This window comes from Nonomuraea sp. NPDC049378 (assembly GCF_055586745.1).
In genome coordinates, this window is record NZ_JBVJHP010000044.1 from 18,187 (window position 1) to 44,114 (window position 25,928).

Genomic DNA, 25,928 nt, shown 5'->3' on the forward strand with positions numbered 1-25,928 from the left:
AAGGCATGCTCATGTTTCTCCAACGCGTCAAGTCGGCGCTGACGGGTTCGCCGGACACGCCGCTGGCCTTCGTCGGCAATTTCGAGGTCGAGGACCAGTGGGCGGTGGGGGAGAAGGGTCTTCCCCGCCCGGGATTCTCCGCCGGAGCCGCCGTCGTCAACCGGATGGACGAGTTCACCCTGCTCCTGGCGGGCCCTCACGACCACGTGATCCTCAAGGAGGCTCCCGACGAGGACTACGTCGCCCATCTCGCCGAGCTGGGCGTCGACCTGCCCCGGATCCACACGGTCGCGCGCAACGACCCGGAACGCACCGTGACGCTCGACGCGCTCGACGACCCTGACCTTGTGGCGACCCTGTCGGCGCTGGAAGGCGTCCGGCTGGCCCCGCACGGCACCTCGATCCTGGAGGAGCGGCTGTCCGCGGCGACCGGGTTGCCCCTGGTCACGCCGCGGGCCGACGTGTGCAAGGTGGTGAACAGCAAGATCTACAGTCGCCGGGCCGCCGACGACGCCGGCCTGCGCCAGGTGGCCGGGCGGACGGCCGAGACCATGGCCGAGCTGGAGGCCGCGCTGGACGAGGCGCTGCCCCTGCTCGACCAGGGCAGGAGCCTGGTGATCAAGGACGCCTTCGGCGTCTCGGGCAAGGGCATCGTGGTGGTCGAGGACCGGCGGAGACTGGAGCGCCTGCACGCGATGATCCGGCGCCGGGCCGCCAAGTCCGGCGACGACACGGTCGCGCTGGTCATCGAGGAGTGGGTGGCCAAGTCCGCCGACCTCAACTACCAGTTCACCGTCGGCCCGGACGCGAACGCGCACTTCGACTTCGTCAAGGAGGCCATCACCGAGAACGGCGTGCACAAGGGGCACCGCATCCCGGCGACGATCACGGCCGCTCAGGTGGCCGAGCTGGAGGAATCCTCCCAGCGGCTGGCGAAGATCCTCGCACGGGACGGCTTCCACGGCGTGGTCGGCGTGGACGCCATGGTGGACACGAGCGGGCGGCTGTATCCCGTGGTCGAGATCAACGCGCGCCACAACATGTCGACCTACCAGCTGCCCCTTCAGGAGCGCTTCATGGCGCCGGGGCAGGTCGCGCTGGCCAGGCAGTACCCGCTACGGCTCAGCGAGCGCCTGCCGTACCGGGTTCTGCGCGGGAAGCTGGCAGGGCTGCTGCTGGAGGGCCCGGGCGGCGCCGGCCTGCTCGTCAACAATTTCGCCACGGTGAACGCCGCCGCACGGGAGAGCTCCTCCTTCGACGGGCGCCTGTACGGCCTGCTGATCGCCGACGACCACGATGCGCGGACCGCCCTCGACCACGAGATCGTGAGGAGACTGACATGACGGCGTACCAGGTCCAGGGGATCGGGATCGGTGAGCTGGCCGGCCAGTACGGCACACCGCTCTACCTGTACGACGGTGACGCCCTGCGAGACCAGTACGAGAGGTTGCGCGCCCGCCTGCACGCACGGCTCGAGCTCTTCTTCTCGCTCAAGTCGAACCCGAACCTGTCCATCTGCGCCCTGCTCGGTTCGTACGGCGCGCGGGCCGAGGTCTCCTCCCTGGCCGAGCTGACCACCGCCGTGCGGGCCGGCATCGCGCCCGCGAACATCATCTTCCTCGGCCCGGGCAAGAGCGAGGCGGAACTGCGCGCCTGTCTCGACACGCCGGTGCGCGCCATCGTGTGCGAGTCCTTCGGCGAGCTGGACCTGATCGACCGCCTCGCCGCCGAACGAGGCCAGACCGCGGCCGTGGTGCTCCGCGTCAATCCCGCCTTCTCCGTCAAGGGCTCGAAGCTGACGATGGGAGGCAAGCCCCGCCAGTTCGGCATCGACGAGGAGCAGCTCCTGGGAGCGCCGGACCTCGTGGGCGGACATGCGAACGTGCGGATCGTCGGTGTCCAGGCGTACATGGGGACCCGCATCCTCAGCGAGGACGTCGTCGCGCAGAACACGGCGCTCATCCTCGACATGGCGGAACGGCTGTCGGAGAAGCTCGGCTTTCCCCTCGACATCGTCGACGTCGGCGGCGGGCTCGGCGTGGCCTACTTCGACGGCGAGCGGGACCTCGACGTGGACGTCCTGGCCGGCCTGCTCAACCCGGTCATCGAGGGGTTCGCCGCACACCATCCCGGGACCCGGATGATCATGGAGCTGGGCCGCTACCTCACCGCGCCGGCCGGTGTCTACGTCGTACGCGTGCGGTACGTGAAGTCCTCGATGGGGGAGCGGTTCGCGATCGCCGACGGCGGCACCAACCACCACATGGCGGCTGTGGGCATCGGGTCGTTCGTCAAGCGCAACTTCCCGATGCGGCTGCTCAACCGGACCGACCCGCCATCGGGACCCTGGAACGTCACCGGCCCGTTGTGCACGCCCAACGACACGATCGGCAAGGCGGTCGAGCTGCCAGAACTGCGTCCCGGCGACCTGCTCGGGGTGTTCAACTCCGGCGCGTACGGCCCCAGCGCGTCACCGGTGCTCTTCCTCAGCCACGGGCATCCCGCGGAGGTCCTGGTGGTCGACGGTGTGGCCCACCTCGTCCGCGACCGCGACCGTGTCGGCGACCTGCTGGACAGGCAGCGACTCATCCCACGTAAGGAGACCAGCTCATGAGCAGAACCCAGGAGATCGAGCGTTCCGCGATCACCGGCGCCATCGCGGGCGCCCTCGCCGCCATGCTCGGCAGGGAAAGCTCGGAAATCCACGAGCCGACCCGCCTGTTCGACGACCTCGGACTCGATTCGACGAGCGTGCTGGAGCTGCTGATGCGGCTGGAGGACGACCTGCGGATCGAGTTCGACACCGACACTCTGGAGCAGCGGCATTTCGAGACGGTCGGCTCGCTCGCCGACTACGTCATCGAGCAGGGCTAGCGTGCGGCTGCATCGCATCGAAACCCGGATGTTCGACGAGGGACGGCCGTTCCCCCCCGGCCGGGCCCACGCGCTGATGGACAGCTACGTCCAGGACGTCACCGGCCTGTACGGCCTGCCTCCGCGCCCCGGCTACCTGTCCACCCGGCTCAACAGTTACGCGGAGATGGCAGCGGCCGTGGTCCCGGAGCTGGGGCCGTTGCCGGTGCCGGTCGACGTGTTCGCCCTGGCGACCGCCGTGCCCGACACCGATCTGATCCGGTCGCCGACCTCGCTCCTCGCGGACCTGCTCCCCGGAGAGCCCTTCCCGCTCGGGGTGACGGATCAGGGGGTGGTCGCGCCTTTCACCGCCCTGAAGATCCTTCGCACGTACGGGGCGCCGGCCTGCGTGCTGATGGTGATGGACCAGCGGAGCCTGCCTTATGACGTGGCAGGGACGGAAGAGGTCGTGCCGCTGCGGGACTGCGCCGCGGGCCTGGTGTTCACCGGCGGCGGCGAACTGGCGGAGGGCTTCGAGGTGCGTCAATGGACCGAGATTCCCCCCGGGCGGGTGGCCGGCCTGCTCGCCGCGGAGCTGGGAGGGCATACGGCGCTGGTCGCGGGACGGGGCCTGGCGGCGACGCTCCCGAACGAGTTCGAGGACATCAGGGTCGCGCCGCCCGGATTGCCCTGCACCGGGGTCTGGGTGGCGCTGGCCGCCGCGTTGCCCGGGTGGCGCCGCCGGCGAGTCGCCGTCGCCGACTACGACCGCACGATGGGCAACCTCAGCATCTGCACACTCGACACCCAAGGCGAGGCGTGATGACTTCCCACGACGAATCCCCCTACGCGACCATCCGCGACACCGCCAGGACGGAAGGGCTGGTCGCCGCGGCTCTCCTGCTGCACGCGGGGCCGGCGGCGGGCAGGGTCGTCTACGGTCCTGCCGGTCACGCCCTCGTCCCGTGCGAGGTGGCGGGCGCGCAGGCCACGGCCACCAGCCTCGGCGAGGTGGCGCTGCACGGGCGGTCACTGGTGGCCCTGCGCGAGCCGGCGAGGGCGGAGGCGAACGCCGCATGGACCCTGGGGCTGGCCTGGCTGCGCTACGGCCTGTCCGAAGGGCTCCTCGAACACTGCCGTTCCTATCTGGGCGGCCGCACGTCTGACGGGTCGCCGCTGCTGCTGCTCCAACTGGTCAAGGCCCAGCTGGCCGAGGCGGTGATCGAGCAGTTGGAGGTCCTCACGGTGCTCGAGGGAGCGCAGCCCGGCGATCTCGACCACGACCATCTGACGGCGCTCCACCAGCGGATCACGCTGGCGGACCGCATGCTGCTGAGGTTGCTCGGCGGCAGCGGCTTCCGCGCCGACGGCCCCGGCCAGAGCGCCCACGTCTCCGAACTCCTGGCCGACGCCTACACCGGAAAGGCAGCGCGATGATCGAGCTGAACGAGCGGCAGTCGGTGCTGCGTGCCCATGCCCGCGAGTGGGCGCAGGACCTCGCGAAGTGGGCGCTCGACCTGGAACGCACTCCCGGCCTGGTGCACGAGCTCCTCGATCTGCCCGCCATGCGGTTCCTCGCCAGGTTTCCGGTTCCCGAGGAGTACGACGACGATCCGATCGTGCTCGACGGCCACCCCTTCCGCGGAAGCGGGATGGAGCGGGTCACGCTCTGCGAGGAGTTGGCAGCCGCCGACGCGGGCATGATGCTGGCCGCACCAGGCCCCTCGATGTCCGGGGTGCTCGTCAGCCACCTCGGCAGCAGGGCGCAGCAGGAGCTCTTCTTCGGGCGCATCACCGAACGTCCCACCTGGACCTTCTTCGCGCTCACCGAGCCCGAACGCGGATCGGACGCGGGCGCGCTGCAGACCACGCTCACCCAGGACGGCGATCGCCTGCTGCTCGACGGCGCCAAACGCTTCATCGGCAACGCCGCCCGCGCCGACCTCGGCGTGATCTTCGCCCGGGTCAAGCCGGGACCGCTCGGCATCGTCGCGGTGCTCGCCGACACGGGCCACCCCGGCTTCACCGCCACGCCGATTCCCACGGTGGGGCTGCGCGGCAACCAGGTCACCGATGTGCGCCTCACCTCCGTCGAGATCCCGGCCGGCCGGCTGCTCGGAGCGCACCTGTCCCCGTCCAGGCGCGGGCTGCTCGGCGCCGTCCGCGCGCTGAACCAGCTGCGACCCGTTGTGGCCGCCCTCGGACTGGGGATCGCCCGCGGCGCCCACGACTACGTACGCGCGCACCGGCGTGAGCTCACCGCATGGGAACGCGCCGAGCTCGACGGCATCGGCCTGCGCATCGAAGGCGTGCGGCAGCTCGTCCGCCGGGCCGCCCTCGCGTCGGACCAGGATGGTCCGGGTGTGGGCCCGCTCGCCTCCGCGGCGAAGTCGCGCGCGGCCCGCCTGGCGGAGGACGTGACCCTGCGCACGCTCGACTTCTTCGGGCCCGGTGCGCGCCTGGAGCATCCGCTGCTCGACAAGTTCGCACGCGACGCGCGCGGCATCGAGTACATGGAGGGCACGCGGAACGTCCACCATCTCAACGTGTTCCAGGGCATCTCCCAAGGCACGCTCCTCCGCGGCTGACGCGATCGCCGGTGGAAGCGTTGACCTTGTGGCGGGGCGTGGAGATCTGGCGGATCTCCACCGCCCGGACGGCGGACCTGGACGAACTGTCGAGCCGGCTCGACGAGCACGAGCAGGCCAGGGCGGCGGACCTCACCGACGCGGACGCCAGGCGGCGCTTCATCGTCTCCCACGTGGTCGTGAGACGGGTGCTCGGCCGGCGCATGGGCGTTCGCCCCGACGAGGTGCGGATCGCCGCCGGCAGGCACGGCAAGCCGTACGTGCCGGCCAGGCCCGACGTGCAGTGGAACCTGTCGCACTCGGGGGACCTGGCCTTGCTGGTCGTGGCGTACGGGCGCAGCGTGGGCGTCGACGTGGAGCGGCTGCGTCCCGAGCTCGACCGGGCGGCGTTCGCCCGCAGGTTCTTCCCAGCGGGGGAGGCCGAGTTCGTCGACGGGTCGCCGGAGCGTTTCGCGTGGCTCTGGACGCGGCGCGAGGCCTGCGTCAAGGCGGCCGGCGGGCGGCTGGCTCAGGGTCTGCGGCTACCGGTCAACGGGCCGTCACCCGTGCTCGTCCGGGACCCGGCCGGCAGCCTGCCGGGAACGTGGCTGGTGCTGGACGTACCGGTGCCGCCCGGATTCCGGGCGGCAGCGGCGATCAGCGCTCGAACTCTTCCGACCTGGCCGAATTCCACCATTTAGGACCCATGCGTACCTTTTTGAGGGTCTGGGAAGCCGGCCACAGGTCTTTTGATTCGACTTTCGATCCCTTTCGCGGAGAACGATGTTCGGGGCGAAAAAATATGGCAACGCTCCGAACCTTCCTTCCTCGGGCGCATCTAACCCATATGTACGGCGACCATAAAGAAAAAGAGACCCGGAAGGGCATTCACAGATGCGATCGAAGCTGGCCACCCTTTTCCTCGCCACGCTCACCGCCGGCGGCTGCGTGCTCGCCGGCGCCTCACCCGCCTCGGCCACGTCGTACTACGGCAAGAGCAAATGGATCAGCGCCGAGAAGGGCTGGCAGCACGCGGGCGTGTACGTCGAGCCCGGTGACATGATCCGGACCCGCTACGCCGGCGGCCGGTGGACGGTCGACCACCGCGAGTTCCCCTACGTGTCCTCGGCCGGCTACCCCAGGCACATCGACCGCAGGATCTACCAGCCATGCAAGATCCTCAGCAGGCACCCGCACGGCTCGATGATCGCGAAGATCAACGGAGACCTCTACAGGGTCGGCAGCAGGGGCTTGATCCGGGCCCGCGAAGCGGGCTTCCTCCAGCTGCGCGTCAACGACGCCGACGGTTGCCTCCGCGACAACGACGGCTCCGTCCGCATGAAGATCACGGTCTCCGATCACTGAGAGCCGCCGACGGCGATGAGGTGATACGCCTCCCGCAGAAGAGCGCGCAGGGCTCCATCTGACTGCGCCAGACACATCGAACAGGCACCGGTTCCGGCCGGTGCCTGTTCGCTTTCTGCCGGTCTGGCGCTGCCGAGCCGGGGGGACGTGGTCGGAGCGCGTCAGCGGGCGGCGTCCTCCAGAAGTTTCAGGGCGTACTTCTGCAGGTCAGGTCCTGCCTTCTCCGGGCTGCCGGTGTCGAAGGGCGGCTCCGGGTCGTACTCCACGGCCAGTTGGAGCGCCTGCGCCGTCCTGTCGTCGGTGAGTTTGGACGCCAGATGCAGGGCCATGTCGATGCCGGCGGACACTCCACCGGCCGTGATGATCTTGCCGGACTCGACGAAGCGGCCAGGCGCGGGCAGGGCGCCGAACGTGGTCTCCAGGTAGTCCCGTGACGCCCAGTACGTGGTGGCGGGCACGCCGCGCAGCAACCCGGCGGCGCCCAGGATCAACGCGCCCGTGCACACGGAAACCGTCCAGGTCGTGCCCTTGTGCAGGCGGCGTACCCAGTCAACGGTCTCCTCGTCCTCCATCGCGGCGATGACCCCGCGGTTGCCGGCGCCCGGCACGAGCAGCACGTCCGCCTGCCGCACCTGGCGCAGCGTGCGGTCGGCGACCAGGCCGAGCACGCCGGTGTCGGTGCGCACCGCGCCCTTTCGTTTGGCCACGGTCACCACCGAGGTGTCCGGCACCCGGCACAACACCTCGTACGGGCCCACCGCGTCCAGCGCGGTGATGCCGTCGTACAGCAGGATCGCCACCCGCCGGCCGTGCGGCGGCGCTGCGGCCGCCGCCGGTGCGGGCGCCTGCAGGCCCAGCAGCCCGACGCCGCCGACGGCCGCCGCTTTCAGAGCGGTTCTTCTGTTCATGGTTCATCTCTTCCTGGGAGCTGTGATGTGTCAGGAGGCGCGCACGCCAAAGACGGCCGCGACGGCGGCCGGGTGCGGCGGCGGGAGGACCCGCGGACAACACGAATGATCACGGCGAGGACGCGCCGGGGCAGCGGAGTGCCGCTGACGCTCAGAACGTCGGCGCGGTCGTACGGCTGAGCCTGTTCGGCAGGCTCGCCATCACCGGATCACGCGGTCGTCGCCGGCCGGGTCCGGTCTCCAGGGGGTCCCCTGAGCACGAGAACGTGGCGCAGGAACAGCCGGATGCGCGCGCTCTCGTCCGGGCGCGCCCGCGTGATCGTTCGCGGCGCGCCGGACACGCATCCGGCCGTCAGGAAGTACAGGACCAGCAGCGGGCGCAGCACCCATCCGGTCAGCTGTCGCACCAGGGAGCACAGCACCCCCTCCAGCCATCGCAGCCACACGGAGGTGAGCAGCACGCTCGCCGCGTGCACGAGCAGCATCCCGAACCCGGGGAACGCGCCGGGATGCGCATGGACCATGCCGTCCATCCCTGCATGATGGGCCGCCGCATGCCGCTGCGCGCTCTGCGTGAGGAGCGTGTGCAGGATCACCTGCGAGGCGGCCGTCGCGGGCAGGATGGAGGCGAGTGTGCGTTCGCGTCCGGTCAGGGCCAGCGCGGGCGGCAGGAGGAGCAGGAAACCGCCCAGCGCCGCCGCCGAGTCGAAGGAGCCTCCGCCGGCCAGGTGTCCGAGCGTGGCCAGGACGGCGCACGTGGCAGCGAAACTCGCCGCGCGCACCCACCGCACCACGGAGAACGGACCCATCGTGGCCAAATCCTTCCACATGGTCGCCGCGCTCCCGGATCAGGGCCGACGTACATTGGCCGGGCCCGCCGGCGGCACGACCGCTCCCGATGGGCGGGAAGAGTTCGGGTCCGGTGGTAATCGAGGGACGGCTGGCGGGACTACTGGGTGTGGACGATCCCCAAGAGCGATTCACCATGCTGTACGACCGGCACTACCGGAATGTGCTGGGCTATGTGCTGCTCCGAGTCGAGCAGAACGTGGCCGAGGACGTGTGCAGCGAGACATTCCTCGTGGCCTGGCGCCGGCTCGACGAACTGCCCGAGCAGGTGCTGCCGTGGTTGCTCGGTGTTGCCCGCAACAAACTCGCCAAGCAGCGCGAGGTGCGGTACCGGCGCAACAACCTGGTCGAGCGGATTGCCGTGCTGACCAGTGAGCGGGAGCACGTCGCCTGGGATGTCGCCGAGCACGTGGTGGACCGGGAGCAGGCCATCTCCGCCTTGCGCGCCCTTCCCGAGAAGGACGTGGAGGCGATGATCCTGGCCACCTGGTACGGCCTGACGCCCGATCAGGCCGCGACGGTCATGGGCTGCTCGGCGCGAGCGTTCAACGTCCGGCTGCACCGGGCGCGCAAGCGGCTCAACGGCAGGCTGCGCCAGGAGGTGGAGGCCGCGCGACGACCGGTGCGACCGGCCCGCAGCCGCTTCGCCGAGGAGAGCTGACGTCCGCAGGATCCACCCGTAGGGGGAAGACATGACCGATCGTATGTTCGCTCGGCTCAGGCCCGATGAGCTGGACGAAAGTGCCGAGGCGAGCTACCGCCGGCGCCGCCGCGAGGACCTCGCCAGAACGTTTCGCAGCACCAGGAACCCGACACCCACGTGGAGAGCGATCATGGCTCGCCGTCCCATGTTCCTCCTGGCCACCGGCGCGGTCGCCGCGGTCGCCGCCGGAGCGGTCGTCGTCTCCACAGGCGTGCTGCCCGGCGCGCCCGCCGGTGACACCCCGCCGGTCGCGGCGGACCCTTCGCGCACCCCGCGGAGCACGGCCGGCGACACAGGGGCGTCGCCGGCCACCCGGATCGACGCCCGGTCCTTCCTGCTCGCCGCCGCGGACACCGCGCTGCGTGAGACCGCCACGTCCGGCGACTACTGGTACGTCCGCCGGCGGACGACGCATCCCACCTTCCACTGGCCCGAGAAGTTCTGGGCCGGGGCGGAGAAGCTCCGGCACCAGGAGCAGGCGGAGGTCGACAGGACCGGCGCGGAGGACAACGAGCTGGTGGCGATCAACGAGAAGTACAACAAGAAGGTGGAGCAGCTGCGGAAGAGCATCTACCCCGACGGGCCGCCGTACAAGGCGTACATCGTCGAGACCGAGGAGCGGTGGCGGCCGAAGCGGACGGGCGGCACCCACCGCGTGAAGAGAGCGGACCGCGAGGTCGTCTTCCCCTCGCCGCAGGACGAGGCCGAGTGGAGGGAGCAGGGTTCGCCGAAGCTGCTGGAGGACAGACCCAAGAGCGTCGACGACAACCTGCCGCGGCCGCTGTCGATCCCCAACATGGACATCACCATGCAGAACGTCGGCGAACTGCCCACGTCGAAGAAGGCGCTGGCCGGCCGCCTGCGTGCCCAGTTCGCGAAGCTGCCGGACCCGGACAAGGAGTTCGACCTCCACCTGTGGCAGACCACCGTCGATCTCATGACCGCCCCCACCACTCCCGGCACCCGGGCGGCCCTCTTCCAGATCCTCGCCGACCAGCCCGACATCACCTCGAACGGCGAGGTCGAGGACGCCGCCGGGCGTGAGGGGGTCAGCCTGGCGGTCAAGAGCGACGACGGGTACGAGTTCCAGCTGATCGTCAACAAGGACACGGCGGAGCTGCTGGAGTACGCGGTGACCGAGAAGAGCGAGGACACGACGCGGGTGACCTTCGAGGAGTTCGGCTGGACCGACAAGCTGGGCCGCCGCCCGCAACGCTGACCGGCTCCGCGCGGGCCGACGAAGATGGCCGAAGATGACGCGGTGACCGGAACGGCGGGAAGGCCTTGCCGGGTCGTAGGCGGCCTCCGCCGCCCACGAGTTCAGGAGCGGCACGCTGTTCCGGACCTGAACTCGCGCGGCGACACGCCATAGGCCGTGCGGAAGGCCCGGCTGAAGTCCCCTGGCTGGCCGAACCCCCAGCGGGCAGCGATCTCGTAGATCGGCACGTCGGCCATCGCGGCGTCGGCGAGGTCACGGCGTATGCGCCCGAGGCGCTGGTCGCGGATCCACGCCGAGACCGTGTCGCCCTGCTCCTGGAACAGTCGGTGGAGGTAGCTGACCGAGATGTAGTTCGCCGCCGCGACCGTCCGCGGGCTGAGCTCGGGGTCATGCAGATGGCGCTGCATGTAGGCGCGTAGGCGCAGGCTCAGGGCCTCCCGTTGAGAGCTCGACCGTGGGTTATGTTCGGATTCGAGTGGTCCGGACAGACACGCGGCCACGAGATCCACCAGCACCACCCCGAGCCGTCGCCGGTCCGCCGGGCTGAGCGACAGTTTCTCGTCGGACAGGTCGTCGATGAACTGTTTGAGCAGCCCAGCCATTCCGCCGTCGGTGGACACGCCGTGCCCAAGGAGAGCAGCCATCGCGTCCCCGCGCAGTGGCAGCAGCGGCTTCGGGACGGCGAGCATGACCAACTCCAGATGGTCACGTCCGTCGGCCTGCAGGTTCATCTCCTCCAACCCGGCGAGGTCGAGCGCGTAGATATCACCGACGGTCACGGTGTGGCGCAGCCCCGACCAGGTCGCGTTCACGGTGCCGTGCTGCGGCACGATGAGATGGACCACGTCGTCATGCTCGGTGCCCGCCCGGCACGGCTCGCCTTGAGCCGTCACCGGATGAAACCTCTTCACCTCCAGCACGGTCACGCCGAGATCGAGCATGCGTGCGCCGGCGCAGAGATCCCCTCTGTCGATCTCACGACTCATGACCGCGCCGGCGCCCCAGTCTCTCAAGGTCGTCACACGCGAACGAGACATTTGCTCTCCGTTCCCCCGTATCCTCATTTCCCAAGGCAGGGCAGAAGTCAGCGTTACCGGCGTATTCCAGGATGTCCAGCGCAGAGAATCGCCGAGATCTCAGCGCAGCATCCACAATTTCGATCGCGAGGTTCCTCCCAGTTGTGAGATCAGTGGATCGGGACGTTCGCTTTCGCGGCGGCCGCGACGTGGGCCGGATGGGTGATGTCGGCTGAGACGACGGTGAGTGCGTGGTCGCCGACGTCGTGTTCGCGGAGCCACGTGCGCAGGGTGTCCCCGCGGGCAGGTCCGCCACGGACGGCCGCAGCGACGTCGTAACGGCAGTAGGGCCAGAGATTTCCAGGCTCAGGTGGTGGGCATGTCGCGTCGGGTGAATCCGGCCAGGCCGACCGCGACGAGGGCCGCCGCGACGACGGTCATGACGATGAGTGGCGTGGCTGTCATGACCCCGCCGGGAAGTTTCGGTACGTGCTCGAAGACCGACAGGTTGATGACCCACTGGTCGAGCTGCAACTCCAGGCCGACCCAGCCGAACAGCAGGCTCACCATGGCCACCGCGAACGTGCCGGCGACCCGCCGGGGCAGCAGCCCGAACAGGGCGAGCGCGACCCCGGTGAACACCCATACGACAGGGAGTTGCACGAGAGCGGCGGCGAGGAGGCGGGACAGCTCGCGGGCGACGTTGCCCGTGTTGAGGCCGTGCGCCAGACCGGCGGCCGTCCCGAAGGCGATCAACCCGAGCGCCGGGCCGAGCAGTATGAACACGAAGTGGCTGCCCGCCCAGCGCAGCCGACGCACCGGGGTGGCCAGCAAGGGCTCGGCCCGCCCGTCGCGCTCCTCGTCTCTGAGCAGCAGCGCGGCCTGGATGGCGAAGCCGACGCTGACCAGGCAGAGCATGGTCATCATGGGGGCGAGGAACTGGTCGACGAGCGTGCCGGGACCGCCGAGCCGGGCCAGCGCCTCTCGGGCCGCGGCGCCGCTGTTGTCCATCAGCGTCCCGAGGCTCGCCGACATCGCGCCCCCCACGAGCCCGACCACGGCGAGTCCGGCGATCCTGCTGATCAGCGGGCCGCGGTGCAGCCGCCAGGCCAGCGCCAGCGGGCTGCCCAGGCGAGGTCCGGCGGCGGCCGGGCCCCGGCGGGCGTGGAACATGCCGGCGCCGAGGTCGCGCCGCTCCGACAGTGCCACGCCCAGCACGATCAGGGTCACCACGGCGCCGGCCGCGAGCGCGAGGATCCACCAGCGCTCCCCGGAGTAGGGCCGCAGCGCCTCCGCCCAGCCGAGCGGTGTCAGCCACGACACCCACGCGGGCCCGCCACCGGACTGCGCGGCGGCGCGGTTTCCTGCTCGAACTGATCAACTTTCAAGCGGCCCACTGGATCATGAGCGAACAGCTCGAAGGCCTGCAGGTCCCCTTGACCACCTTGCGGCGCGCCGAACTCCGCAACACGTTGCACGACCTGATCGGCCGGGCGCAGGATGCCGGAGCGATCAGAGCCGACCTTCACCCGGCCGTCACCACGGTGTTGCTGGGCGAGGCGGCCTACGCGATCGCACGCTCGAACGAGAGCTCCCCGGAACTGGCCGCCGGCTTCGTCACGGTCATGATGGACGGCCTGCGCCCACAACCTTCGGCACCTCATGCCCCATGACCAGGGAATCCTCGTTGCTCGCGTTCCAGATGCGGGCCGCTTCCCTCATGGCGTCGCACCTCCTCGTGAACCGCGGTCAGAAGGTGGCGATCGGGTTGACCGGGCTCCCGGACGTACCGGCGAAGCGGACCGGCGCGACTGCGAGGTGGAAGTCCCACTGGCCGAGCTCGGCGGCCGTCGCCGCGCACGTCTCCAGGTCGCAGTTGTCGAGCATCCACAGACCCATCGCGACGAGGCTCACCGCGTGAACCGGCATCAACACGTCTTCGTACCCCGATGGCTGGACGTCCTGGGGGGTGTCGGCGCCGATCAGCGCGACCTCCCGTTCATGCAGCCACGGCAGGCAGGACGCGTGCCACCCGGCCTGCGTGAAACCGCTGACCGCGCCGGTCTCGTGCCGGACGCGGCCGTAGCCGGTCCGCAGGAGCACCGCATCGCCGGATCGTACCCGCACACCCTGGCGACGCTCGGCCTCCTCGAGATCGTCGGGAAACACACCCTGCCCCGGTTCCAGCCACGGCACATCCCGCACGCTCGCAACGTCCAGCAGGACACCACGCGTGATGATGCCGTTCGCCGCCGCCGTGACGGACGCCCACGCCGATCCCGTCGCGGCGTCGACCAGCGAGTGCGACCGCCCGTTGTACATCGTGCCGTCCCAGAAGATGTGGCACGGCGAGTCGATGTGGGTGAGGGTGTTGCCGTGGAACGTGACGCCGATCCGCTCGGACGAGAAGCCCCACCGCCGGTCGGCGTGGAATGCGGCCACCGGCATGTTCTCGGCCCCCGGCATGTCGGCGGCGCACGGGCACGTCGTCGTCGACCGCTCCATCTCCTCCGGTACGGCAACCTCCCATGCGCACGACACGCTCCTGCCGTGGCGCACGGCCCGCGCCGCCGCCAGCCGGACGTCGTCGGTGATGTGGTTCAGGGTGCCGAGCTCGTCGTCGTCGCCCCACCGTCCCCAGTTCGACAGCGTGTCGAAGTAGCCGAGCACGTCGTCCTGTGTGGGCATCGGTCGCTCTGCCGTCATCCCAGCATCGACTCCTCCGGTCACGTGGTTCGAGGCGCCGCAGGCAGGGTATCCCGCCCTCTCCTTTGACACGACCTCGCCACGGCCGTCGACAACACCGAACCTCACGCGACAAGCACGTGGCCGGGCCGAAGGACGATCAGGAGGGATGCCGCAGGTCGTAGGCGATGTGCCTGACCGCGTTGTGCAGGACCCGCACGCGCAGCTCGTCGGCGCGGGGCAGCGACAGGTTCACGGCCACCGCGGTCGCCGCCTCGCCTGCGTCGGCAGCCCGCCGTCCAGGCCGATCTGGGACAGCAGGGGGTCGAGCGCGTGCGGGTCGTCGCCGGTGCGCTCGCCCGGGTTCACGAGATCGAACGTGGTCAGCATCCGCCCGCCGGCGGCATAGGCGACGGCGCTGTCCATCTCGGCGTTCCAGTAGACGCTCAAGGCCCGCCCCGAGCGTGACAGGCGCGTCAGCACCTCTTTCCTGCTGCCTTCGAACCCCCGCGGTTCGAGCGCGACCACCCACCCCCCCAGGTCGTTCCCCTGGCACCAGGTCAGGCAGAGCTCCCTCGGCAGCCCGCCTTCAGCAGCAAGGCGAAGTGCTCATCAACGGGATCCACACGCCGCTCCTCGAAGTCGCGCCACGATGATGCCGGATCACAACGTGTTCGCCAGTATCGCGCTCCGGAGCGGGCCGGCATGAGCCCGGAAGTCAGGACCCCTGCGGCGGGAGCGGTGCGGAAGCTAGGGGCGCCGGCGGCTGGTCAGGGGTCTCCTCCAGCCGCTGATACGCGGCTTCGATCACATCGTCGGCGTCGATGGACGCCTCCAGCAGCGTCATGCCCCGGTCGGTGCGTCTGGTCACGGCCCGCCGCCAGCGATCAAGGTTCTCCCTGCTGAGTTCGAGGAACCGGCGGGCCGGTATCGACAGCGGGGAGGTCGAGGTGATGGCGTAGATCGCCCGTACGGCCAGCGGTTCGATCATGCGCAGGCTCGCTCCCCTGCGTCGAGCGTCCAGGGCCTGGCGCATCGGCAGGACAGCGGCTCCTGCGCCGGCGATGATCAGTGGCACCAGTCCGGCGGGTTCGCTGACGTCGACGACGACGGTGGGCTCGACGCCGATGGAGTCGAGGTAGGCACGCCCGAACCCCCGATCGACGATCATGGGCAGGCCGTCGAGCAGGGCGGCCGGGATCGGGTCGGGGAACTCGGCGCGCCAACTGGGCGGCAGGGCCAGCACGACCTCGCCCTCCCCGATGCGGAAGCAGTCGATTCCCTGCCGGGACACGGGCGCGACCGCGTAGGCGAGTTCGGCCTCGCCCGACCTGATCAGGTGCACGATCTCGTCGGTGTCGCCGTCGTGCTGCTTGAGCCGGACCGTGAACCCGGGATGTTGGCGGCGGAAGTGACCTACCCACGCGGCCAGGAAGTTGGACGTGAGGGAGGTGGAGATCGCCAGGTCGACCCGTCCGCGTTCGAGCCCCCGGTAACCCTCGGCGACCTGGCGGGCATGGTGCAGGTCACGGACGACCTGGCGGGCCGGCCCGACAAGCGCCTCACCGGCCGGGGCGAGCACCAGTCCGCGCCCGACCCGGCGGAACAGTTCCACGCCGAGGTCGCTCTCCAGGCGGCGGATGATCTGCGACAGGGACGGCTGTGCCAGGTAGAGCGCGGAGGCGGCCCGGGTGATGCTGCCCTGGTCGACGACGGCGAGGAAGCATTCGAGCTCGCGGACGTTCATGGTGCGATCCAATGTGCGCCCTGCTCACCAGGTCAAGCGCCGCGCCAGCCGGGCCCGCCCGAGTCGGCCCCGGCGTGGGGCACCGTCTTGTCCGCCTCGACGGTGACTCCGTCGAGGGTGAAGGGCAGTGATGGAACGGTGTAGCGGTCACCGTCCGGCCCGACCCCCGTGGTCAGGACTCCGCAGGCAAGCACGTCCGGCGCCTCGGCCACGTCGTGGTAGGTGCGCACCTCCGCGGCGACGATGCCGTGGTCGGCCAGCATCGCGAGGCACTCCTCCGTTCGCAGGACGCCGATGGCCTGCGAGATCTCCGCCAGGAGCGCCTCCCGATTGGCGACCCGGGCGGGGTTGTCGGCGAAGCGCGGGTCGTCGAGCATCCACTTCCTGTCGATGAGCCGGCACAGCCGCGCGAAGTGGTCGGCGGTGTAGGCCGACAACACGATGGTCCCGTCGGCGGTGCGTACGAGGTCGGCGGCGGGAGCGACGGTCGCCTGGCCGTTTCCCTTGCGCCGCGGCTCCTGGCCGGAGGCGTGCCATTCGCCCCACATCGCCGACTGAAGGTGGATCGCGGCATCCAGCAGCGAGACCTCGGCGACCCCGCCCTCGCCGGTGCGCTCCCGGCGGAGGAGCGCGGCGAGGACGACCTGGACGACCGCGTAGCTGGCGGCGACGTCGGCGATGGGGAAGCCGACCCGGAGCGGATCACCGTCGAGCTCGCCGTTGATCGACATCAGTCCGCTCTCGGCCTGCGCGGCGATGTCGAGGCCGGCCCGGTTCGCCGAGGGGCCTCGGGAGCTGAAACCGCGGATCGAGACGTAGATGAGCCTGGGGTTGGCCGGCCGCAGGTCGTCGGGGCCGAGACCGAGGCGGGCCAGTGCGTCGGCCCGCAGGTTCTGCACGACGACGTCCGCCTCCGCGATCAGGCCCAGGGCGGTCTCCCTGTCGCCGGCCTGCTTGAGGTCGAGCACGATCGAGCGCTTGCCGCGGTTGTAGGCCAGGACGATGCCCTCGCCGTAGGCGCCGATGCCGCGTGCCTGGTCGCCGGCGGGCGGCTCGATCTTGATGACCTCGGCGCCGAGGTCGGACAGCATCTGCGTCGCCGCGGGTGCGGCGATGTAGTGGCCGAACTCGACGACGCGAACTCCCGCGAGAGGGGGGATCATGCCACTCCTACTCTCCGGTGAACACCGGTCTGCGCTTTTCCAGGAAGGCTTGGGCGGCCCGCCGCGCATCGCCGCTGCGGGCACAGTCGACCATACGGGGCACCTCCCGCCGCAGGTATGCGGGCAGCGTGGCCGTTCCGGCGTCCGCCAGGTTCTGCTTGGCGTAGCGCATCGCCTTCGGTGCCTGCGCGGCGAGCTTGCCGGCCAGCGACCCGATCCGTGCCGCCAGATCGGTTGTGGTCTCGGTCACGAGTCCCAGGTCGGCCGCCTCGGCGGCGGTGAGCTTGACCGGGTCGAGCAGCAGCGCCCGCGCGCGGGCGCCGCCCACCGCGCGGGTCAGCAGCCAGGCGCTGCCCAGATCACCGGACACCGCGGCGCTGATGAACGCGGTGTTGAACACCGCCTCCCGCGCCGCGAGCCGGAAGTCGGCGGCCAGCGCGAGGCAGAGCCCCGCACCGGCGCAGGCGCCGTTGACGGCGGCGATCGTCGGCGAGGGGAAGTGCACGAGCGTCTCCACGATGGCCGAGGCCCGGCTCAGCCGTTCGCGGTCGTCGGCCACCGAACGTCCGCGCAGCGTGCGCGTCTCCTGGTCCTGGACACTGTCCGACCCGACCCGCGCGAGGTCGGCGCCGACGCAGAAGTCGTCGCCCGCACCCGTGAGGACGAGGACGCGCAGGTCCTGTTCGGAACCGGCCCGCTCGATGGCGGCGAGCAGGTCCTGCACGAGGTGCCAGGAGATCGCGTTGCGGCGCTCCGGCCGGTTGAGGGTCACCGTGCCGACCCCGTCGCGCAGCTGGAACAGCACGGTTCCCGAGCCGATCGCCGTCCCGCTCACCGGGGGAGGCCCAGCAGGTCGCGGGCGATGATCGTGCGCTGGATCTGCGCGGTGCCGCCGGCGATCCGCTGGCCGCGTACGTGCAGGTGGCGCCAGCGGAGATGGCTGAGATGCCCGCCGTCGGCGCTCAGCTGGCCGTCCGCACCGAGGACGTCGGCGCCCAGATCGGCGATCGCCAACCTGGTCCGTGACCACAGCAGCTTGGTGACCGAGGCGCCGGCGCCCAGGTCCTGACCCCGCGCCACGCGGGTCATCGCGTCGTAGCCGCGAACGCGGAGCAGCTCCAGGTCGGCCCGGCAGCGTGCGATCCGTGTCCGGATCGCAGGGTGTTCGATGGCCGGGCGGCCGTCTTTCCTGGTGTGCCGGGCCGCGGCGATCACGTCGTCGAGCTCGTGGCTGAACTCCACGTACTGGCTGATCGGCGAGGCGTTCCGCTCGACCGAGAGCAGGTAGCGGGCCACGGCCCAGCCGTCGTCGATCCGGCCGACCACGTTGCCGTCGACGGGCACGCGTACCTCGTCGAAGAACTCCTCCCCGAACTCGTGCGAGCCGGACATCTGACGGATCGGGCGTACGTGCACCCCCGGCAGCGTCAAGTCGATCAGCAGAAAGGTGATGCCGCGACGTCGTTCCGCCTTCGGATCGGTGCGGACGAGGGCGAACATCGCATCGGCGTGGCGCGCCAGCGAGGTCCAGGTCTTCTGGCCGGAGACCACCAGGACGTCGCCGTCACGCCGGGCGGTGGTCGAGAGGCCGGCGAGGTCACTGCCGCTCTCCGGTTCGGAGAACCCCTGGCACCAGATCGTGTCGCCGGACAGGATCCGCGGCAGGATCGTGCGTTTCTGCCCGTCGCTGCCGTAGCGCAGCAGCGTGGGGCCGAGCAGCGCGGTGCCGAGGTAGGTCAGGCCGAGGAAGGGGCCGATCGGCGCGCGGGCCCGCGCCATCTCCTCGTCGTGCACCGCCCGGATCTCGTGATCGGCTCCGCGCCCGCCGTGCTCGACGGGCCAGTCGACGCCGGCGAAGCCGTTGTCGAACCGGTCCTTCTCCCAACGGCGCCGCAGCTCCAGGGACTCCTCACTCCCGTCCCGGTCGATCCAGAAACGCGGCTGGCGCCACCTCGCCGGCACGGACTCCTCCAGCCACCGGCGGATCTCCCGCCGGAACCTCTCCGCCGCCGACGAGTATCGAAGATCCATGCCGTGCACCACTCCTTGTCCGATCCGGCCCTGCGCGCACGCCCATCCTGAGCACCGCCGTCCTGGAGCGTCAAAGAGCAAAACCCATGACCGACTCATTGGGAAATGCAATGAGTCGGGTTGATTTCACGTCTTTGACGTACTTCACACATGCACTGTGGACTGTGTGCCATTCGCGTAAGTGGACCGGTGACATGGACTTTGGGCTCAGTGAAGAGCAGGTGGCGATGGGCGACGCCGTACGGCGCTGGCTCGATCGCCACCTGAACCTGGCGCGCGTGGCGCAGCACGCCGACACGCCCTCCGCCGGGCTCGACGCCGGCCTGCGACGTGCGGCGGCAGACCTCAACTGGCTCGGGGTGACGGCCGCGCCGTCGGACGGCGGTCTCGGACTCGGGCTGCTCGACCTCGCCGTGGTCGCCGAGGCGCTGGGGGCCGGCCTCGCGCCGGCGGGCGTCGGAACGGCCATGGCAGCCTGCGACGTCCTCGCGACCTCGACCGACCCGGAGCAGCGGCGCCGCTGGCTCGCGCCGATGGTCGCGGGCGAGCTCGTCGGAGCGACCGCCCTGCGCGCTCCGGGCGGCTCGTGGGACCGCGACGGCATCGCCGTCACCGCCACCGCCGACGGCATGCTCAACGGCGACGCCGGAATCGTCGGCCATGCGGAGGACGCCGACATCATGCTGGTCGCCGCCATGTCGGCGAGCGGCCCCGCTGTGTTCGTCGTGGCGGCCGGACATCCCGGGGTGTCGATCCGCGCGGTCGAGCCCGTCGACCGGACCATGCGAGCGGCCCGGGTGACCGTGGCCGATGTGCCCGCCGAGCCGCTGAGCTGGGCGCACGACGACGTCTTCGAGCGCATCGTCCAGCGGCTGACCGTGCTGGTGAGCGCGGACCTCGTCGGCGCCGCGGGCACGGCGATGCGGATCACTCTTGATCACCTTCGCGGGCGGCGGCAGTTCGGCCGGGCGATCGGCGGCTTCCAGGCGATCCAGCACGAGCTGGCCGAGCTGCACGTCGCATGGACGACGATCACCGACGCGTTGTGGTACACCGCCCACGCCCACGACACCGGGCGCGACGACGCCGCGCTGATGACGTCGGTGGTCAAGAGCCGCGCCGCCGACCTGGCCCGCCGGATGTCGGCCGCGATGGTGCAGTTCCATGGCGCGATCGGCTTCACCTGGGAGCACAGCGCGCACCTGTTCTTCAAACGGCTCCACCGAGACGCCCACGACTTCGGCGACGACGGCTGGCACGACTCGATCGTCGCCACGGCCACCATCGGGCCGGGAACCCATCCTCCCCTGCCCCCTCCAGGAGGTGCCCCATGAGTATTCGTCCGGTCGGCAGGCGCGGCCGTGCGCCCGCGCTCCTCGCGGCCGTCGTACTCGTCGCCGCGGCATGCGGTGCGCCCGCGTCCCAGGGAGGCTATCCGACACGGGACATCCAGCTCATCGTGCCCTATCCAGCCGGAAGCGCCATCGACGCCACATCCCGTTCGCTGGTCGAGGTCGTCAACGACGAGGGCAAGCTCGGCCGGCGCGTCCAGGTGGTGAACAGGGAGGGCGGCGCGGGCTCGGTCGGCACCACGGCGACGCTGCGCGCCAAACCGGACGGGCACACGATCGGCCTCGTGCCGGACGGCCCGCTGACCTTGCTCCCGCGTACCGAGGAGGTCTCCTACGACCCGGTGGCGATCTCGGTGATCAGCGAGGTCACCACGTCGCCGGTGCTGTTCGTGGTTCCCGGCGACTCGCCGTACAAGAGCATCGGCGATCTGGTCGCAGCCGCCAAGGCCCGCCCAGGGGCCATCACGATCGCCGAGGGTCCGCTCAATTACGCCATCCCGGCCGGGAAGTTCGAGCAGCTGACGGGGACGCGGTTCAAGCACGTCAAGTTCGACGGCGACCAGGCGACCGTCACGGCCCTGCTCGGCGACAACGTCGAGGTGGGCGTCATGCAACTGGCCGGCGGGATGGCGCAGTTGAAGGCCGGGAAGCTCCGCGCGCTTGGGATCGCCTCCGCCGAGTCCGTCGAGCTCGCCCCCGAGATCCACACCTTCGCCCAGCAGGACGTCGCCCTGGAGTGGGAGGCGTACAACGTGTTGATCGCGCCGCAGGGACTGCCCGGCGACGTCCAGCGGAAACTGAGCGAGGTGTTCGGCTCGGCCGTCAAGAGCCAGAAGTTCGCCGAGGCGGCGCGGAAGCTGGGGCTGGTCGTCAGCGGGGCCGACGGTGAGACGGCCAAGGCGCGGCTGGCCGAGAAGACCGCGGAGGCGGCGAACCTGATCGCGCCGAAATGAGGGGAACGGGTCCTGTGCGAGGGATCGCCAAGCCGGATGCGATCGCCGCCGGGGCGCTGCTGGTGCTGGGCCTGCTGTACGGCGCGCTGGCCCTCGATGAGGGCCTGGGGACGTTGGCGGACAGCGGGGCGGGCTTCTTTCCCTTCGTCGTCGCGCTGGTGCTGGTCGCCGCCAGTGGCGTCGTCCTTCTACAGAGCCGCCGACGGACGCCGAGCGGCGTCACCCCACCGGAGGACGACGCGGAAGGCCAGGGCGACGGCGAGGTGCGCTGGTGGCGGATCGCCGGCGTGCTGGCCGCCGCCCTGCTGGTGCCGGCGGTGGGCGACACCGTGGGGATGATCGTGACGTTGGCGATCTCCCTGGTCCTGATGGCCAAGGTCATGGGGGTCTCGCGATGGAGCAGCGCCGTGATCTTCGGCTTCGCCTTCGGCGCGGCCACCTGGTTGATCTTCGTGCGCTGGCTGTCGGTCCCCCTGCCGGGCGGCACGCTCGGCCTGTTCTGAACGGAAGGACGCCCCGTGGGCGACGCGATCGACAACCTCGGCGCGGGCTTCGCCGCCTTCGCCGATCCGGCCTACGTCATCCTCGCGCTGGTCGGCGTGGTCCTCGGCACGATGGTCGGCGTGCTGCCCGGGATCGGGCCGATCGGCGCGATGTCGGTCCTGCTCGGGATGACCACGCAGTTGGGCCCGACAGGATCGCTGATCCTTTTCGCCGGCATCTATTTCGGCTCCACGTACGGTGGGTCGACGACCTCGATCCTGCTCAACGTACCCGGTGAGGCGTCGTCGGTGGTCACAGCGCTCGACGGCCACGAGATGACAAAACGGGGCAGAGCGGGGCCCGCGCTGACCATCGCGGCGCTCTCGTCGTTCCTGGCAGGCACCATCGCCATCTTCGGTCTCATGATGTCGGCGCCGTGGCTGAGCGGGCTGGCGGTCAAGCTCGGTCCGCCCGAATACCTGGCACTGTGCGTCGCGGGACTCCTGCTGCTGGCGGCGCTCGCCGACGGCTCCGTCGCGAAAGCGATCGTCATGATCTGCGCCGGCCTGGCGATCGGCACGGTCGGAATCGACCCGGCCGGCGGTGACCTGAGGTTCACCATGGGATCCGACACCCTGGCCGAGGGCTTCAGCTTCATCGCCCTGGTCATGGGGGCCTTCGGCGTGGCGGAAGCGCTCACGATGGTCGGCCGGCGCCGGCGCCCGAAGCCCGTCAAGGCCCCACGGCTCAGGGAACTCCTGCCCAGCGGGCAGGAGGCCCGCCAGGCGGCTCCGGCGGCGGTGCGAGGCTCGGTGATCGGCTTCCTGCTGGGACTGGTGCCCGGCCCCGCCGCCGTGCTGTCGACGTTCGCCTCCTACGTCGTCGAGCGGAAGATCTCCAGGAACCCTGACAAGTTCGGCAAGGGCGCTGTCGAGGGGGTGTCCGGCCCTGAGGCGGCCAACAACGCCGCGGCCGGCGCGGCGTTCGTTCCGCTGCTGGCGCTCGGGATCCCGTTCGCGCCGACCATGGCACTCGTACTCGCAGCCCTGCTGCTCAACGGCATCGTTCCCGGCCCGACGTTCGTCGAGGACCAGCCCGACCTGTTCTGGACCGTGATCGCCGCGATGTACATCGCCAACCTGATGCTGCTGGTGCTCAACCTTCCGCTGGTGGGACTCTTCACCCGCCTGCTGTCCATCCCGCCGCAGACGTTGATGCCGCTCGTGATCGGCCTGTGCGTCGTTGGCGTGTACGCCGAGAACAACTCGATGTTCGACGTCGTGGTCATGCTGGTCGCGGGACTGCTCGGATTCATGCTGCGCCGGGCAGGGTTCAGCATGGCGCCCTTCGTGCTGGCAGTCGTCCTCCAGCCCACGCTCGAAGTCTCGCTGCGCCAGACCCTGGCCTACTCCGACGGAAACCCCGGATACGTCCTCGGACGGCCCGTCACGATGGTGATCCTCGGCCTCGTCGTCCTGGCCGTGATCGTGTCGGCGCGGCGAGCGCTCCTCGCGCGAAGGGACACGGGGCAACGCCCCGCTCCGGTCACGGACCAGCGCACGCCCACACCCGGCGGGTGACCGTTGACCCCGCTCTGCCATGGACGTCGTCGTTCCCAAGCGTGCGCCGCACAGGTGCCCAGGAACAACTCGGCTCAGTCCGGATCCTCCCATATCAGCCGGCGGTGCCGGCGGTTCAGCCAGTCGCTGTCGAGACGCTCACCTGTCATCCGCGCGCAAACTGCGAGAGCAGACGCTTTCACAAGAAGATCGTTTTCGGTGAACTCCAGGCCGTCGACATATGGATCCAGCTCGCTGCTCTCGATGGCCGACCTGTGCGAATAATCCCAGAGTCGAAGGTCTGCGACCATCTGGGAGCGTACGACGTAGCTCAGATTGTACGTTCCGTGACCGCATAACACGCTGATCGCTCGGTCGAACCGTGACAGGCGCTGCAACACGTGCCAGAGATTTCCCTTGTAGCCGTCGGGCTCCACGGTTACTACCCACTCGCCCAGTTCGCCCACGATGGCCGCGCATCCGATGCCGGCGGCCTCGAACGCCTCGTAGCTCTCCTCAACCGCTTCGGGGTAAGTGAGGTAGCGGCCGGTGTCGAGGTCGTCGAAGGCTGTGGCCACCTCGTCGATGCTGATGCCATGGGAGAAAGTGATGCTCATGGATTCGGTGAACCACTCCGACACAATGTCGCGATAATCAGTATCGATGTCATGCATCGCGACTTCGATCCGTCCGAGCGGTGCCGCCAGATCCAGAAGCTGGTCCTGATTGTTTCGTCATCGCGGTGTGGTGACGATCGCTCCTTCGGCCAGTTTCCGCAAGACGCTCGACGCCGGCCGCTTTCGCACAGGCATCAAGCAACTCGGCTAGCTGTTCACGAGCCGTGCCGGACACGGCATCCCCCTTTTTCTTGCCGCGGAAGTAGCAGCTCCGCCCCGGCCGGCCCGCGACCACGAGACACGGCCAGGCCACGCCGCAGCCATGCTCACCTCGACGGACGATCGCGGTTCCGGACCATGCTGGACGCGTAACCCAGCAGAGGAAGGAAGACTTCGTCGGTGACCGCGGCCAGGTCGGCGTCGGATGGCCGGATTCCGAAGACCACGAAGTCGTCCCGCAGCAGGCTGATCGGCAGGGTTATCACGCGTCGCGGCCAGGGGCCGGGTGGGATCTGACCGCGCTCGGCCGCGCGTTCCAGCACCGTGGACATGGCGTCCGACAGGGTCGAGCCGGCGATGAGGTCCCGCAATCGCTGCGCCAGCTGCGGGTCGTGAACCGTGTCCGCGATCAGTCCGGAGACCGTGTCGCGGCGGGTGTCGGCGAGGTTCGCCTGCGCCTGGCGCAACAGGGCCAGCACGTCGTCGCGCAGGTCGCCGGTGTCGGGGACCGGCACGTTGGCGAACCGGCTCCCCAGCGTGTCCAGCACCAGCTCGGGCAGGCTGCTCCAGCGGCGGTACAACACGGGTTTGCTGGTGCCGGCCCGGTTGGCGATGCCGCTCATGGTGGACTTCGCGTAACCCAGTTCGGCCAGTTCCTCGCGAGCCGCGTCCAGGATGGCGTTCTCGAGCTCGGCTCCCCGGCGGCGCGACATGGTCTCGACTGCGGACGGGTCCGTCCTCGGTGTGTTCGGCATCACAGCTCCCAAGAAACCTTGCGTTTCCTGATCGCCGAGCCTATCTTGTGAACAAGAAACCAATGGTTTCTTATTTCGAGAGGTGACATCATGACAATCTCCGCCGCTCAGACTCCTCCGGCGTTCCCGATGCCCCGCTCCTGCCCGTTCGGTCCGCCGCCGCAGTACGCGCAGGTCAGACAGGAGGCACCGATTTCGCGGGTGACCCTGCAGGACGGCACGCAAGCGTGGCTGATCACCGGGCACGCCTTCGCGCGGGAGTTCCTGTCCAGCAACAAGATCAGCTCGAACCGCGCGAACCCCGGCTTCCCGCAACTCGTTCCAGGGGTGGCCTCGGTGCCGCTGAAGGGCACGATCGTCGCCATGGACCCGCCGGAGCATTCCCAGCACCGGCGCATGATCACCAACGAGTTCACCGTCAGGCGGGTCAAGCAGATGCGGCCGGAGATCCAGCGGATCACCGACCGATCCATCGACGAGATGCTGGCCGGACCGCGGCCGGCCGACCTCGTGGAAGCCTTGTCGCTGCCGGTGCCGTCGCTGGTGATCTGCGAGCTGCTGGGAGTGCCCTACGTCGACCGCGGCCAATTCCAGAGCAGAACCAAGATCATTCTCAGTCGCAACTCGACAGGCGACCAGCGACGTGACACCGCACTGTGGTTGCGCCAGTACATCAACGACCTGGTCGCGGGCAAGGAGGCCGAGCCGGGCGAGGACCTGCTGAGCCGGCTCATCGACAAGTACCGCGACATCGACGCCTATGACCGCGAGACCATGACGGGAATCGGGCTGCTGCTGCTGGTCGGCGGTCACGAGACCACCGCCAACATGATCTCGCTGAGCGTGGCCTCGCTTCTGGACGATCCGAAACTGCTGGCCGGGTT

The 25,928-nt window shown here is 69.9% G+C and carries 28 protein-coding genes; 16 read left to right on the forward strand and 12 right to left on the reverse strand.

Annotated features, from left to right (window positions below; all coding sequences use genetic code 11):
- The first annotated feature begins 5 nt into the window (after positions 1-5).
- From ACZ6SA_RS48355 to ACZ6SA_RS48390, 8 genes are all read left to right on the forward strand, one after another.
- Positions 6-1,343, forward strand: coding sequence for a preATP grasp domain-containing protein (locus ACZ6SA_RS48355; protein ID WP_347647676.1), 1,338 nt, complete (start codon positions 6-8; stop codon positions 1,341-1,343).
- On the forward strand, positions 1,340-2,614 hold the full coding sequence (locus ACZ6SA_RS48360; protein WP_347647677.1) for a type III PLP-dependent enzyme: 1,275 nt from the start codon (positions 1,340-1,342) through the stop codon (positions 2,612-2,614). Before ACZ6SA_RS48355 ends, ACZ6SA_RS48360 begins: the two co-directional genes overlap by 4 nt.
- Positions 2,611-2,874: an acyl carrier protein gene (locus ACZ6SA_RS48365; RefSeq protein ID WP_347647678.1), complete on the forward strand. Its 264-nt coding sequence runs from the start codon at positions 2,611-2,613 to the stop codon at positions 2,872-2,874. The genes ACZ6SA_RS48360 and ACZ6SA_RS48365 overlap by 4 nt, the downstream gene beginning before the upstream one ends.
- A 1-nt stretch (position 2,875) precedes the next feature.
- Positions 2,876-3,676 carry a hypothetical protein gene (locus ACZ6SA_RS48370; RefSeq protein WP_465836161.1) on the forward strand — a complete coding sequence of 267 codons (801 nt, stop codon included), beginning with the start codon at positions 2,876-2,878 and terminating at the stop codon, positions 3,674-3,676.
- Positions 3,676-4,290, forward strand: coding sequence for a hypothetical protein (locus ACZ6SA_RS48375; protein WP_465836163.1), 615 nt, complete (start codon positions 3,676-3,678; stop codon positions 4,288-4,290). Before ACZ6SA_RS48370 ends, ACZ6SA_RS48375 begins: the two co-directional genes overlap by 1 nt.
- Complete coding sequence (locus ACZ6SA_RS48380) at positions 4,287-5,441, forward strand: acyl-CoA dehydrogenase family protein (RefSeq protein ID WP_465836165.1); 1,155 nt, start codon at positions 4,287-4,289, stop codon at positions 5,439-5,441. Before ACZ6SA_RS48375 ends, ACZ6SA_RS48380 begins: the two co-directional genes overlap by 4 nt.
- A gap of 11 nt (positions 5,442-5,452) precedes the next feature.
- Positions 5,453-6,121, forward strand: coding sequence for a 4'-phosphopantetheinyl transferase family protein (locus tag ACZ6SA_RS48385; RefSeq protein ID WP_465836167.1), 669 nt, complete (start codon positions 5,453-5,455; stop codon positions 6,119-6,121).
- A 193-nt stretch (positions 6,122-6,314) separates the two neighbouring features.
- Positions 6,315-6,785 (forward strand): hypothetical protein, encoded by a 471-nt coding sequence (locus tag ACZ6SA_RS48390; RefSeq protein ID WP_465836169.1) that lies wholly within the window; start codon positions 6,315-6,317, stop codon positions 6,783-6,785.
- Positions 6,786-6,946: 161 nt separating this feature from the next.
- Here ACZ6SA_RS48390 and ACZ6SA_RS48395 read toward each other — a convergent pair whose 3' ends face one another.
- Positions 6,947-7,693, reverse strand: coding sequence for a DJ-1/PfpI family protein (locus ACZ6SA_RS48395; RefSeq protein WP_465836171.1), 747 nt, complete (start codon positions 7,691-7,693; stop codon positions 6,947-6,949).
- A gap of 209 nt (positions 7,694-7,902) precedes the next feature.
- On the reverse strand, positions 7,903-8,502 hold the full coding sequence (locus tag ACZ6SA_RS48400; protein ID WP_465836173.1) for a hypothetical protein: 600 nt from the start codon (positions 8,500-8,502) through the stop codon (positions 7,903-7,905).
- 149 nt (positions 8,503-8,651) lie between these two features.
- On the opposite strand from ACZ6SA_RS48400, the gene ACZ6SA_RS48405 reads away from it, so the two are divergent.
- Together ACZ6SA_RS48405 and ACZ6SA_RS48410 are read left to right on the forward strand one after the other, a co-directional pair.
- Positions 8,652-9,203, forward strand: a complete 552-nt coding sequence (locus ACZ6SA_RS48405; protein ID WP_465836175.1) for an RNA polymerase sigma factor — start codon at positions 8,652-8,654, stop codon at positions 9,201-9,203.
- A 172-nt stretch (positions 9,204-9,375) separates the two neighbouring features.
- Positions 9,376-10,464 (forward strand): hypothetical protein, encoded by a 1,089-nt coding sequence (locus ACZ6SA_RS48410; protein WP_465836177.1) that lies wholly within the window; start codon positions 9,376-9,378, stop codon positions 10,462-10,464.
- 101 nt (positions 10,465-10,565) lie between these two features.
- Here the strand turns inward: ACZ6SA_RS48410 and ACZ6SA_RS48415 are convergent, their stop codons facing one another.
- Both ACZ6SA_RS48415 and ACZ6SA_RS48420 read right to left on the reverse strand, forming a co-directional pair.
- Positions 10,566-11,405, reverse strand: a complete 840-nt coding sequence (locus ACZ6SA_RS48415) for a helix-turn-helix domain-containing protein (RefSeq protein WP_465836179.1) — start codon at positions 11,403-11,405, stop codon at positions 10,566-10,568.
- Between the two features lie 441 nt (positions 11,406-11,846).
- Positions 11,847-12,803 (reverse strand): hypothetical protein, encoded by a 957-nt coding sequence (locus tag ACZ6SA_RS48420; RefSeq protein ID WP_465836181.1) that lies wholly within the window; start codon positions 12,801-12,803, stop codon positions 11,847-11,849.
- Positions 12,804-12,883: 80 nt separating this feature from the next.
- Here ACZ6SA_RS48420 and ACZ6SA_RS48425 point away from each other — a divergent pair, with 80 nt between their 5' ends.
- On the forward strand, positions 12,884-13,153 hold the full coding sequence (locus tag ACZ6SA_RS48425) for an SbtR family transcriptional regulator (protein WP_465836183.1): 270 nt from the start codon (positions 12,884-12,886) through the stop codon (positions 13,151-13,153).
- Positions 13,154-13,229: 76 nt separating this feature from the next.
- Here the strand turns inward: ACZ6SA_RS48425 and ACZ6SA_RS48430 are convergent, their stop codons facing one another.
- The 6 genes from ACZ6SA_RS48430 to ACZ6SA_RS48455 all read right to left on the reverse strand — a co-directional run bounded on the left by ACZ6SA_RS48430 (position 13,230) and on the right by ACZ6SA_RS48455 (position 19,106).
- Complete coding sequence (locus ACZ6SA_RS48430; protein WP_465836185.1) at positions 13,230-14,186, reverse strand: cyclase family protein; 957 nt, start codon at positions 14,184-14,186, stop codon at positions 13,230-13,232.
- Between the two features lie 231 nt (positions 14,187-14,417).
- Positions 14,418-14,693: a DUF6461 domain-containing protein gene (locus tag ACZ6SA_RS48435; RefSeq protein WP_465836187.1), complete on the reverse strand. Its 276-nt coding sequence runs from the start codon at positions 14,691-14,693 to the stop codon at positions 14,418-14,420.
- Positions 14,694-14,883: 190 nt separating this feature from the next.
- On the reverse strand, positions 14,884-15,912 hold the full coding sequence (locus ACZ6SA_RS48440) for a LysR family transcriptional regulator (RefSeq protein WP_347647698.1): 1,029 nt from the start codon (positions 15,910-15,912) through the stop codon (positions 14,884-14,886).
- 32 nt (positions 15,913-15,944) lie between these two features.
- Positions 15,945-17,075, reverse strand: a complete 1,131-nt coding sequence (locus tag ACZ6SA_RS48445; RefSeq protein WP_347647699.1) for a CaiB/BaiF CoA transferase family protein — start codon at positions 17,073-17,075, stop codon at positions 15,945-15,947.
- 7 nt (positions 17,076-17,082) lie between these two features.
- The gene (locus ACZ6SA_RS48450) at positions 17,083-17,910 is read right to left on the reverse strand and encodes an enoyl-CoA hydratase/isomerase family protein (protein WP_465836190.1); all 828 of its coding nucleotides are present in this window, start codon (positions 17,908-17,910) and stop codon (positions 17,083-17,085) included.
- Positions 17,907-19,106 carry an acyl-CoA dehydrogenase family protein gene (locus ACZ6SA_RS48455; protein ID WP_465836192.1) on the reverse strand — a complete coding sequence of 400 codons (1,200 nt, stop codon included), beginning with the start codon at positions 19,104-19,106 and terminating at the stop codon, positions 17,907-17,909. The genes ACZ6SA_RS48450 and ACZ6SA_RS48455 overlap by 4 nt, the downstream gene beginning before the upstream one ends.
- A 194-nt stretch (positions 19,107-19,300) precedes the next feature.
- Between ACZ6SA_RS48455 and ACZ6SA_RS48460 the strand changes: the two genes are divergently transcribed.
- From ACZ6SA_RS48460 to ACZ6SA_RS48475, 4 genes are read left to right on the forward strand one after another with little or no spacing between them, the layout of a single operon-like run.
- Positions 19,301-20,440: an acyl-CoA dehydrogenase family protein gene (locus ACZ6SA_RS48460; protein ID WP_465836194.1), complete on the forward strand. Its 1,140-nt coding sequence runs from the start codon at positions 19,301-19,303 to the stop codon at positions 20,438-20,440.
- Positions 20,437-21,411, forward strand: a complete 975-nt coding sequence (locus tag ACZ6SA_RS48465; RefSeq protein WP_465836196.1) for a tripartite tricarboxylate transporter substrate binding protein — start codon at positions 20,437-20,439, stop codon at positions 21,409-21,411. The genes ACZ6SA_RS48460 and ACZ6SA_RS48465 overlap by 4 nt, the downstream gene beginning before the upstream one ends.
- Positions 21,412-21,425: 14 nt before the next feature.
- Complete coding sequence (locus tag ACZ6SA_RS48470; RefSeq protein ID WP_465836198.1) at positions 21,426-21,914, forward strand: tripartite tricarboxylate transporter TctB family protein; 489 nt, start codon at positions 21,426-21,428, stop codon at positions 21,912-21,914.
- 15 nt (positions 21,915-21,929) lie between these two features.
- A complete protein-coding gene (locus ACZ6SA_RS48475) occupies positions 21,930-23,474 on the forward strand; it encodes a tripartite tricarboxylate transporter permease (RefSeq protein ID WP_347647705.1) in 1,545 nt (514 codons plus the stop codon).
- 74 nt (positions 23,475-23,548) lie between these two features.
- On the opposite strand, the gene ACZ6SA_RS48480 is transcribed toward ACZ6SA_RS48475, so the two are convergent.
- Together ACZ6SA_RS48480 and ACZ6SA_RS48485 are read right to left on the reverse strand one after the other, a co-directional pair.
- Positions 23,549-24,127 (reverse strand): DUF6461 domain-containing protein, encoded by a 579-nt coding sequence (locus ACZ6SA_RS48480; protein WP_347647706.1) that lies wholly within the window; start codon positions 24,125-24,127, stop codon positions 23,549-23,551.
- A 269-nt stretch (positions 24,128-24,396) separates the two neighbouring features.
- Entirely contained in the window at positions 24,397-25,044 is a 648-nt protein-coding gene (locus tag ACZ6SA_RS48485; RefSeq protein ID WP_465836201.1) for a TetR/AcrR family transcriptional regulator, read from the reverse strand.
- Positions 25,045-25,134: 90 nt separating this feature from the next.
- Between ACZ6SA_RS48485 and ACZ6SA_RS48490 the strand changes: the two genes are divergently transcribed.
- Positions 25,135-25,928 (forward strand): cytochrome P450 family protein (locus ACZ6SA_RS48490; protein ID WP_465836203.1); only part of this gene is annotated, 794 nt, incomplete at its 3' end.